Here is an 8,921-nt window from a genome sequence, read left to right on the forward strand (position 1 = left end):
GGAAATGGAGCGGATCTTCGGGGTGAGCTACCCGACGATCAAGTCTCGGCTGAACCGGATCGCCGAGCGCCTCGACTTCGTCGACACCGACCCGGCGCCCACCGGCGCCGACGCCGTCGACCGCCTGCGGCGGGGGGAGATCAGCGTCCAGGAGGCGTTGGCCGAGCTGGAGCGGTCCCGATGATCTCGCAGTTGGTGACGTACCGCCAACGTCGTCGCAATGGCCGCTGGTTGCGGCTGCATGTCCCTGTCCTGCCGGTACTGCTGGTGCTGTCACCGCTGCTGCTGCTCGCCGTGCTGGTCGGACTGGTCGCCTGCCTCGTCTTCCGGGTCAGCCCGGTGGGCGCGCTGCGCGGCGTCGGGCGGCTGCTGTGGGCGCTGCCCGGCACCCGGTTCGAGGTTGAGCAGGGCCGAACGGCCGTGCTGGTAAGCGTCAGGTGAGTCAGAACGGGAGAAGCAACATGAACGAGCAGCGCCGCCAGGTCCTGGAGATGCTGGCCGAGGGCAAGATCACCGCGGATGAGGCCGAGCGGTTGATCGACGCCCTCGAACGAGAGCAGCCCGAGTCGCCGCTGGGAGCCGCGCCCCGCCCGAAACCCCGACCCAAGTACCTGCGGGTCGTGGTGAACACGGAGGACGACTTTAGCGGTGACGGGCCAGCCCGGGTCAACGTCCGAGTCCCGCTGCAACTACTGCGCGCCGGGGTCCGGCTCACCAGCCTCATCCCCCCGCAGGCGCTCGCCAAGGTCAACGACGAGCTGACCAGGTCCGGCGTACCGATCGACCTCACCCAGCTCAAGCCGCAACACATCGAGGAACTCATCGAGCACCTCGACGACCTCACCGTCGACGTCGACCAGCCCGACACCAAGGTGCAGGTGTTCTGCGAGTGACACCACCACTTCCGGCCCGGGATGCGACCGGCCGGCCGAGTGGCTTGACGTGCAGCCGGGCGCCGGTCACCGCCGAGGGTGTGGCGAGGCCGCATCGACAACGCGGATCTTTCCCTGGGCGTCGCGCAGCCGGCCGCCGGGCCGCCGGTTACCGACGGCCACCACCTCGGCGAGCATGGACAGCGCGGTCTGGGCGAGGGAGGCCGCGCCGAGGTCCAGGCCCGCCGGGCCGGTGAGCCGGTCGAGGCCCGGTACGCCGGCCAACCGGGCCAGCCGCCGGGCGTGGGTGTCCCGGCTGCCCAGCGCGCCGACGAACCCGGCGGGTCCGGCCAGCGCGGCGCGGATCGCCCGATCGTCGATGCGCGGGTCATGGGTGACCACCAGCACCGCATCGCGGGGGCCCAGCGGGGCGGTTGCCAGCCATTCGTCCGGCCACGCGCAGACCACGTCGTCCGCCGCCGGCACCCGTTCCCGCTGGGCGTACGCCGGGCGCGGGTCGACCACGGCCACCCGGTAGCCGATCGGGACCGCCAGGGCGGCCAGCGCGGCGGCCAGATCCGTCGCACCGACCAGCAGCAGCATCGGGCCGGGTCCAAGTTCCTCGACGAAGTGCTCCGCGCCGCCCGGCAGGCCGTCCCGGTTCGCCGCCGTGCACCACTGGAACGGCGGGCGGAGTTCGATGCCCAACGCCAGCGGGCGGCGGGTGGCCAGCGCCGCGCCGATGGCCGCGTACACCGGGCCGGCCGGCGCGGGGCAGATCAGCACGCCCAGCTCGCCGGTGCAGGCCGGGGCGGGTTCCCAGGGCATCAGGTCCGCGCCGGGGCTGATCGCGGTGAGCCGGGGGCGGGCCCCGTCGAGCACCGAGCGGGCCTCGTCGAGCAGGGTGCCCTCCACGCAGCCGCCGGAGACCGACCCGGTCCAGCCGCCGTCCGAGGCCACCGCCATGGTGGCGCCCAGCGGCCGGGAGCCCGGACCGGCGCGGCGGACCAGCCGGGCCAGCACGACGCGTTGCCCGGCGCCGTGCCGCTGCTCGACGAACGGCCACACCTCCGCCAACATCTGCCGACACCCTCCCACCGCGAGCCGCTTGCGTACCTTTTTATAGCTTTTAGACAGGTTGGGCCGTGCGGATCCGTTTAATGCCGATAACTTGGTCGGCAACCCACGACCGTCAGGGGCTGGACATCATGGATACCGAGATCACGCTGCGGGTGGACGGAGCCGACCACCGGCTCACCGTCGACACCCGGACCACCCTGCTCGACGCGCTGCGCGAACGGCTGGGCAACACCAGCCCGAAGAAGGGCTGCGACCACGGCCAGTGCGGTGCCTGCACGGTGCTGCTCGACGGGCGACGGGCCAACAGCTGCCTCGCGCTGGCGGTGGCGCATGACGGCGCCGAGATCGTCACCGCCGCCGGGCTGGCGACCGACGGTGAACTGCACCCCATGCAGCGCAGCTTCATCGAGCACGACGCCTTCCAGTGCGGCTACTGCACCCCCGGGCAGATCGTCTCCGCGGTCGCCATGCTCGGGGAGGCCGCGACGGGCTGGCCCAGCGCGGTGACGTTCAGCCCGCCGGACGGCACGGCCGGCGAGCCCGACACCGGCCCGGTCGACCTGGCCGCCGACCCCGACGAGATCCGCGAACGGATGAGCGGCAACCTGTGCCGCTGCGCCGCGTACGCGAACATGATCCCCGCTATCCAGGAGGTGGCCCGGTCATGAGGCCGTTCCGGTACGAACGCGCCACCGACCCGGCCGGCGCGGTCGCCCTGCTCGCCCGCTCGCCGCAGGCGGCGTACCTCGGCGGCGGCACCAACCTGGTCGACCTGATGAAGCTCGACGTGGCCCGACCCGATCTGCTGGTCGACGTCCGGGAGGTGACCTCCCGCGCGATCGAGGAGCTGCCCGACGGCGGCGTACGCATCGGGGCCGGCGTGTCCAACAGCGACCTGGCCGCCGATCCGCTGATCCGACGCCGCTACCCGGTGGTCGCCCAGGCCGTCCTGGCCGGCGCCTCCACCCAGTTGCGCAACCTTGCCACCGTCGGCGGCAACCTGCTGCAACGCACCCGGTGCGTGTACTTCCAGGACATCAGCACCGCCTGTAACAAGCGGGATCCCGGCTCCGGCTGCTCGGCGATCGAGGGGCACAACCGGGACCTGGCCGTCCTCGGCACCTCACCAGAGTGCATCGCCACCAACCCGTCCGACCTGGCCGTCGCGCTGGCCGCGATGGACGCGACGGTGCAGACCCTCGGCCCGGACGGCAGCCGGGCCGTCCCGCTGACCGAGCTGCACCGGCTGCCCGGATCCGAGCCCCAGCACGACAACGTGCTCACCCACGGCGAGCTGATCACCGCCGTCGACCTGCCACCGCTGGCCTTCGCCGCCCGCTCGTACTACCGCAAGATCCGTGACCGGGCCTCGTACGCGTTCGCGCTGGTGTCGGTCGCCGCCGCGATCGACCTGGCCGACGGGCAGGTGCGCGACGTCCGGATCGCGCTCGGCGGCGTGGCGCACAAGCCGTGGCGGGCGACCCGGGCCGAGGACCTGCTGCGCGGCGGGCCGGCCACCGAGGAGCGGCTCCGCCGGGCCGCCGAGGCCGAACTCGCCGACGCCCAGCCCCAGTCGGACAACGCCTTCAAGATCCCGCTGGCCCGCAACGCCATCGTCCGTACCGTGCTGGACCTGGTCGAGGCGGCGCGATGAGCGCCGTCACCCCACGCGCCATGGGTCAGCCGCTCAGCCGATTCGAGGGAGCGGACAAGGTACGCGGACTGGCGCCGTACGCCTTCGAACACCCGGTACCGCACCCGGCCTACCTGTCCGCCGTGCGCAGCACCGTCGCCACCGGAGAGATCATCGGCATCGACTGTAGCCAGGCCAGCGCCCAGCCGGGCGTGCTCGCGGTGTTGACCCACCTGAACGCGCCACGACTCGGCACCGACGAGGGTGAACTGCGCATCCTGCAGTCCGGCGAGGTCGCCTTCCGCGGCCAGTTCGTCGGCGGCGTGATCGCCGAGACCTCGGAGATCGCCCGGTACGCCGCCGGCCTGGTCCGGGTCGACTACCGGGAACGGCCCCACGACGTCGACCTGGAGTCCAGCCGCGAGCGGGGGCAGCTGCGCGTACCGCAGCAGATCCTGCCGCTGTTCCCGATGGACACCGACAAGGGCGACGTGGACGCCGCGCTCGCCTCGGCGGCCGTCCAGGTGGACCGCACCTACCGCACCCCCTGGTACAACCACAACCCGCTGGAGCCACACACCACCATCGCCTGCTGGAGCTCAGACGGGCTCACCCTGCACGTGTCCACCCAGTACCCGGGAGGGGTGCAGAGCACCGTCGCCACCGCGTTCCGGCTCGAACCGCACCGGATCCGGGTGCTCTCGCCACACGTCGGCGGCGCGTTCGGGTCGAAGATCCCCCGCCACTCCGACCTCATCCTCGCCGTGATGGCCGCCCAACTCGTCCCGGACCGGCCGGTGCGCTTCGCGGTCACCCGGCACCAGATGTTCGCCCAGACCGGCTACCGGTCACCGACCACGCAGCGGGTACGCCTCGGCGCCGACGCCGACGGACGGCTGACCGCGGTCGCCCACGAGTCGATCGAGCAGACCTCCCGGCTCAAGGAGTTCGCCGAACACGCCACCCGGGCCACCCCGACCATGTACGCCACGCCCCACCTCCGGACCCGGCAGCAACTGGCCGCACTGGACCTGCCAACCCCCGCGATCATGCGGGCCCCGGGGGAGTCGGTCGGCATGTTCGCCCTCGAATCGGCGATGGACGAACTCGCCGTCGCGGGCGGCCTGGACCCGGTGGAGCTGCGCGTCCGCAACGAGCCGGACAGCCACCCGCTGGACGGGCTGCCGTTCTCCAGCCGCAGCCTGGCGGCCTGCCTGCGCGAGGGGGCACGCCGGTTCGGCTGGGAGCCGCGGGACCCCACGCCCCGGGCGCGCCGCCACGACGGCTGGCTGGTGGGCACGGGGGTAGCGTCGGCGACCTATCCGACCCTGCGGCTGCCCGGCTCGAAGGTCACCATCCGGGTCACGCCCGACGGCCGGCACACCGTGCTGATGGCCGCGGTGGACATCGGCACCGGCACCCGCACCGCGCTGACCCAGGTCGCCGCCGACGCGTTGCGGGTCGACGTCGCGCAGGTCGACTTGCGCCTCGGCGACACGGCGTACCCGCCGGCGGCGCAGGAGGGCGGGTCGGCGGGAATCACCAGTTGGGGCGCCACCATCTGCGAGGGGGCCGACGAGCTACGCCGGCGGCTGGCCGCCGACCACGGCGGTACGGTGCCCGCCGAGGGCCTGGAGGTCACCGCCGACATGCCGGAGAATCCCCACCTCAAGCAGTACGCGATGCACGCCTTCGGCGCGCAGTTCGCCGAGGTACGGGTGCACGAGGAGACCGGCGAGATCCGGGTGCCCCGCCAACTCGGGGTGTACGCGGTCGGCCGGGTGGTCAACCCGAAGACCGCCCACTCGCAGCTCATCGGCGGCATGACCATGGGCCTGTCCATGGCGCTGCACGAGGCGAGCATCCTGGACCCGCGCTACGGGCACGTGGTCAACCACGACCTGGCCACGTACCACGTCAGCAGCAACGCCGACGTCGGGACCGTCGAGGCGTACTGGATCGAGGAGGACGATCCCTACGTCAACCCGATGGGCACCAAGGGCGTCGGCGAGATCGGCATCGTCGGCGCCGCCGCCGCCATCGCCAACGCCGTGCACCACGCCACCGGCGTACGCATCCGCGAGCTGCCCATCACCCTGGACAAACTGCTCCCGTACGAGTGATCCACAAGACTTGGATGGTGCTGCGGACGTTAGCAACAGCCCTCAGTGGCACGGGACGAGTCTGCCCGCGCCAGTTCACCGACCACCAGTCCGTCATGATCGGCGGCCGCGCCTTACCTGGTCCGGGATCTTGGTATGGAACTGCCCTTGTAGGGGCGGTTTCGTACCAAGATTCTTGGCTGTCCATGAGGGCGAGCGGCGGCAGCGTGGGGGCGACGGGCGGGTGGGGTGGGGTGGGGTGGAGGCAGGGCGGGATGGGGGCAGGGTGGGGCAGGGCTGGGATGGGGGCAGGGTGGGGCAGGGCTGGGATGGGGGCAGGGTGGGGCAGGGCGGGGAGGTTGTCCTCGACCAAGACCCGCCTCGCCTCCGCCGCCCTACTGCCGGTCGCTCCAACTTCTCCGATTCACTTGATCGGATGGTGGCACGTCGGGCGGTGCCGCCACCCGATCAGCTAGTGCCTCGTCTTGAACGTTGATCGGGTAATCCGTGCGTGTTGGGGATCCGTCGGGTCATCTGATGGAGTCGCGGGTGGGGCCGAATCGTTTCTCGGCGCTCGGCGCTCGGCGCTCGGCGCTCGGCGCTCGGCGCTCGTGCTGGCGTGGTGGCGTCGCCGCTGGGGCGCCGGTGGGGGCGTGGCTTGGTTAGGCACCCGGCCTGCTGCTGGTCGGCGTGGGTGTGCTTCCCGCATGGCGGGACGTCGGCGCGAGATCTTGGACAGTTCCCGTTATGTGATAACGGGAACTGTCCAAGATCTCGTGTGGACGGCGCCCAGTTTTACCCCATCAAAGGTTGCGCGACGAGGCACTCGGCCTCGGGATCAGGCCGGGGTGAAGTCGAACTCGCCGTCCTTGACGCCGCCGACGAAGGCTGTCCACTCCTCAGCGGTGTAGACGATCGTCGCGGCGTCGCGAGCCTTGCTGTGCCGGACAGCAACTCGGCCCGACCCGTCGAGCAGCGGCCCAGCCTCGACGCAGCTACCGCCGTTGCTGTTGCTCTTGGTACTGATATGCCAGGCCACCGCTGGCCACTCTTGGCTCATGACAGATCCTCCGCGATCCTTGCGATCAACTTCGCCGACTCACGCGGGTCGAGTGCGGCCTCTCGGAGCCGATCGTACGCAACGGCATAGCGCTTTGACTTGGGCGATTCCATGAAGCGGCGCCCTCCTAGCATCTCGGCGTAAGCCACCTCCGGGTAAGGCCTAGGCATGTTGAACACCACGAAGGAGCCGTCCAATCCAGGGTGCAGGCCCACACCGGCCGGCAGGATTCGAACGTCTATGTTCGATCTCAACAGCAGCTCACCGAGGTGTCTGAGCTGACCGAGCATCAAGGTAGGAGCACCTACCGGACGGCGTAACACGCTCTCGTCGATGACGGCCGCGACGCGGAGTCCCGAGTCATGACCGAGCACCCGCTGACGGTCCAGCCGCAACTGCAACCACTTGCCCACCGAGTAGTCGGTCGCCTTCTTGCCCTCGGCGTTACGGATCACCGCCTCCGCGTAGTCGCGCGTCTGCATCAAACCCGGCATGAGCATTGCGTCCCACGAGCAGATCTGCTCCGCTCGGCTCTCCAGCCATGGAAAATCGATGAAGGATGCGTCCACCAGCTCGTCGTAGTCGTCGTCCCACCGATCCGTACGCCATGCGTCCTCGGCAAGTTGGATGAAGCGGTTCCGCTCCCGCCCGTCGTGCTCGCCGTAGAGATCGAGGAGGGACACCACAACCCCACGGCGGAACGGCCACTCGGCGCGTTCCCACCGTGCGATCGAGGAAAAGTCTCGTTCCAGGAACTCTGCTGCCTGCTTCAGAGTGAAGCCACGCTCCTCGCGTAGCTGCCTCATCTGCTGCCCCAGCCACTGAGCACGCAGCGTGTGCACAAAGGATTCGCGTTTGACGGGCATGATCCCCTCTTTCCGAGCCATCTCTGAATGAGATCCGTTGGGGTTGGTTGCACCAATGCCGAGACCACTGGAAACGTGGTTTTCGGGTGAGGGTGATCACCGACCCCCGGGGACGCCCGGTGCAAGCACGATGACCGCGGCTGGGCCAACAGCCGAGAAGGTGACGAGAGACGGCCTCGCGTATGGCAGACGCATACCGGCTCTCGTCGGGTCTCAACATGGAGCCACGTCACGGCGCATATCGGCTCCGACCGACTTGACGAATACCTATCACGGAAAGGCGGGTCGCCGCGACCCTGCCTGGCCGGGAAACTGCGCCATCCACCGGCAGCCCGGTGGCCGTACCCGCCGAATGAGGCTGCGGTCGCCGGGCGGGGCGGTCCTGCCCGAAATTCCCCCTTCGCCGCAGGGCCGCCCCTTCCAACCAACGGAGGCAACCAATGAACCGAGGAACGGTCTACGGCGGGGCTCCGCCCCGGCTGCACCCGCACAACGTCCGCGAGCGGCAGTTCTCCACCGTGGGTTTCCGTCGGCGCGGCCTCGACCCGCACGAGGTACGGCGCTTCCTGCACCGCGTCGCGCTGGAACTCGCCACCCTGCAACAGGACGTGGCCCGGCTCAACGACGAGAACATCCGCATCAAGCGGGCCCTGCGCGACTGGCAGAGCGCCCAGACGCAGCGGCGGATGTCGTGAGCCCGCAGGCCCGACACGTGATCCACCTGCCGGTTACGGTCGCCGACCTGGCCGGGGCGCTTCGCTTCGCGTACACGCTGACCCGCTCACTGGCCCTGATACCAAGCATCGAGGCAGCCGGCGTCACCGTCTCCGCCGAGGACGCCCAGCACGTACGCCACTGGGTCTTCTGCGATCGAACCATGCCGGACCGGCGTCGGTGCGCCCGCCGGGCCGACCACGACGGCCCGTGCTCCCCCACATTCCCGCGATAGGTGAGGACCCGGTGGGGTGTCGGCGCACAAGTCCGAGTACAGACGTCGATGCGACTGCAACTGCACATGCGCCGAGCCCGGCCCTTGTACCCGGCGACTGGCCCCTCGACCTGGCGGCGATCCAACTCGGTGACGTTGCGTGGCGCGCCCTCAGCCCAGCCGTGTCCTCGGCATCCGTAGCCGATGTGCGGAGTCGGTCGAGCACGACGACGGCGATCGGGGCGGTCTCGCGCAGCCTTGATCGGGTAAACCGGGCACCGTCCACGCGAGATCTGACCGGTAAATGACCTGTACTGCGACGGGTTTTGGGCAGGCGGGGTTGGCCCGGTGTCGGTCGGTCGGCCGGGTTCGGGGTGTGG

The 8,921-nt window shown here is 70.4% G+C and carries 11 protein-coding genes; 8 read left to right on the forward strand and 3 right to left on the reverse strand.

What is annotated here, in order from left to right; all coding sequences use genetic code 11:
• The 3 genes from AB0M52_RS25640 to AB0M52_RS25650 all read left to right on the forward strand — a co-directional run.
• Window positions 1–184: DUF2089 family protein (locus AB0M52_RS25640; RefSeq protein WP_363958527.1), on the forward strand; the 184-nt coding region annotated here is incomplete at its 5' end.
• Window positions 181–441: a hypothetical protein gene (locus AB0M52_RS25645; protein ID WP_363958529.1), complete on the forward strand. Its 261-nt coding sequence runs from the start codon at window positions 181–183 to the stop codon at window positions 439–441. The genes AB0M52_RS25640 and AB0M52_RS25645, both read left to right, overlap by 4 nt.
• A gap of 20 nt (window positions 442–461) precedes the next feature.
• Window positions 462–893 carry a hypothetical protein gene (locus AB0M52_RS25650; protein WP_363958532.1) on the forward strand — a complete coding sequence of 144 codons (432 nt, stop codon included), beginning with the start codon at window positions 462–464 and terminating at the stop codon, window positions 891–893.
• Between the two features lie 66 nt (window positions 894–959).
• Here the strand turns inward: AB0M52_RS25650 and AB0M52_RS25655 are convergent, their stop codons facing one another.
• On the reverse strand, window positions 960–1,952 hold the full coding sequence (locus tag AB0M52_RS25655; RefSeq protein ID WP_363958535.1) for an XdhC family protein: 993 nt from the start codon (window positions 1,950–1,952) through the stop codon (window positions 960–962).
• 128 nt (window positions 1,953–2,080) lie between these two features.
• Here AB0M52_RS25655 and AB0M52_RS25660 point away from each other — a divergent pair, with 128 nt between their 5' ends.
• The 3 genes from AB0M52_RS25660 to AB0M52_RS25670 are packed head-to-tail and all read left to right on the forward strand — an operon-like array spanning window position 2,081 to window position 5,708.
• Window positions 2,081–2,620 (forward strand): 2Fe-2S iron-sulfur cluster-binding protein, encoded by a 540-nt coding sequence (locus AB0M52_RS25660; RefSeq protein ID WP_363958538.1) that lies wholly within the window; start codon window positions 2,081–2,083, stop codon window positions 2,618–2,620.
• The gene (locus tag AB0M52_RS25665; RefSeq protein WP_363958541.1) at window positions 2,617–3,606 is read left to right on the forward strand and encodes a xanthine dehydrogenase family protein subunit M; all 990 of its coding nucleotides are present in this window, start codon (window positions 2,617–2,619) and stop codon (window positions 3,604–3,606) included. Before AB0M52_RS25660 ends, AB0M52_RS25665 begins: the two co-directional genes overlap by 4 nt.
• Entirely contained in the window at window positions 3,603–5,708 is a 2,106-nt protein-coding gene (locus tag AB0M52_RS25670; protein ID WP_363958544.1) for a xanthine dehydrogenase family protein molybdopterin-binding subunit, read from the forward strand. Before AB0M52_RS25665 ends, AB0M52_RS25670 begins: the two co-directional genes overlap by 4 nt.
• Window positions 5,709–6,525: 817 nt before the next feature.
• Here the strand turns inward: AB0M52_RS25670 and AB0M52_RS25675 are convergent.
• Both AB0M52_RS25675 and AB0M52_RS25680 read right to left on the reverse strand, forming a co-directional pair.
• Complete coding sequence (locus AB0M52_RS25675; protein WP_363958547.1) at window positions 6,526–6,747, reverse strand: DUF397 domain-containing protein; 222 nt, start codon at window positions 6,745–6,747, stop codon at window positions 6,526–6,528.
• Complete coding sequence (locus AB0M52_RS25680) at window positions 6,744–7,613, reverse strand: helix-turn-helix transcriptional regulator (RefSeq protein ID WP_363958550.1); 870 nt, start codon at window positions 7,611–7,613, stop codon at window positions 6,744–6,746. Before AB0M52_RS25680 ends, AB0M52_RS25675 begins: the two co-directional genes overlap by 4 nt.
• Window positions 7,614–8,053: 440 nt before the next feature.
• On the opposite strand from AB0M52_RS25680, the gene AB0M52_RS25685 reads away from it, so the two are divergent.
• A complete protein-coding gene (locus AB0M52_RS25685; protein ID WP_363958553.1) occupies window positions 8,054–8,308 on the forward strand; it encodes a DivIVA domain-containing protein in 255 nt (84 codons plus the stop codon).
• Window positions 8,309–8,325: 17 nt separating this feature from the next.
• Window positions 8,326–8,562 carry a hypothetical protein gene (locus AB0M52_RS25690; RefSeq protein WP_363958556.1) on the forward strand — a complete coding sequence of 79 codons (237 nt, stop codon included), beginning with the start codon at window positions 8,326–8,328 and terminating at the stop codon, window positions 8,560–8,562.
• Window positions 8,563–8,921 lie beyond the last annotated feature (359 nt).

It is taken from the genome of Micromonospora sp. NPDC051296 (genome assembly GCF_040682255.1).
GTDB classification, from domain to species: Bacteria; Actinomycetota; Actinomycetes; order Mycobacteriales; family Micromonosporaceae; genus Micromonospora; species Micromonospora craterilacus.

Coding starts and splice junctions, on each gene's coding strand:
- AB0M52_RS25645 (WP_363958529.1), top strand. CDS start 181: ATGATCTCGCAGTTGGTGACGTACCGCCAACGTCGTCGCAATGGCCGC.
- AB0M52_RS25650 (WP_363958532.1), top strand. CDS start 462: ATGAACGAGCAGCGCCGCCAGGTCCTGGAGATGCTGGCCGAGGGCAAG.
- AB0M52_RS25655 (WP_363958535.1), bottom strand. CDS start 1,952: ATGTTGGCGGAGGTGTGGCCGTTCGTCGAGCAGCGGCACGGCGCCGGG.
- AB0M52_RS25660 (WP_363958538.1), top strand. CDS start 2,081: ATGGATACCGAGATCACGCTGCGGGTGGACGGAGCCGACCACCGGCTC.
- AB0M52_RS25665 (WP_363958541.1), top strand. CDS start 2,617: ATGAGGCCGTTCCGGTACGAACGCGCCACCGACCCGGCCGGCGCGGTC.
- AB0M52_RS25670 (WP_363958544.1), top strand. CDS start 3,603: ATGAGCGCCGTCACCCCACGCGCCATGGGTCAGCCGCTCAGCCGATTC.
- AB0M52_RS25675 (WP_363958547.1), bottom strand. CDS start 6,747: ATGAGCCAAGAGTGGCCAGCGGTGGCCTGGCATATCAGTACCAAGAGC.
- AB0M52_RS25680 (WP_363958550.1), bottom strand. CDS start 7,613: ATGCCCGTCAAACGCGAATCCTTTGTGCACACGCTGCGTGCTCAGTGG.
- AB0M52_RS25685 (WP_363958553.1), top strand. CDS start 8,054: ATGAACCGAGGAACGGTCTACGGCGGGGCTCCGCCCCGGCTGCACCCG.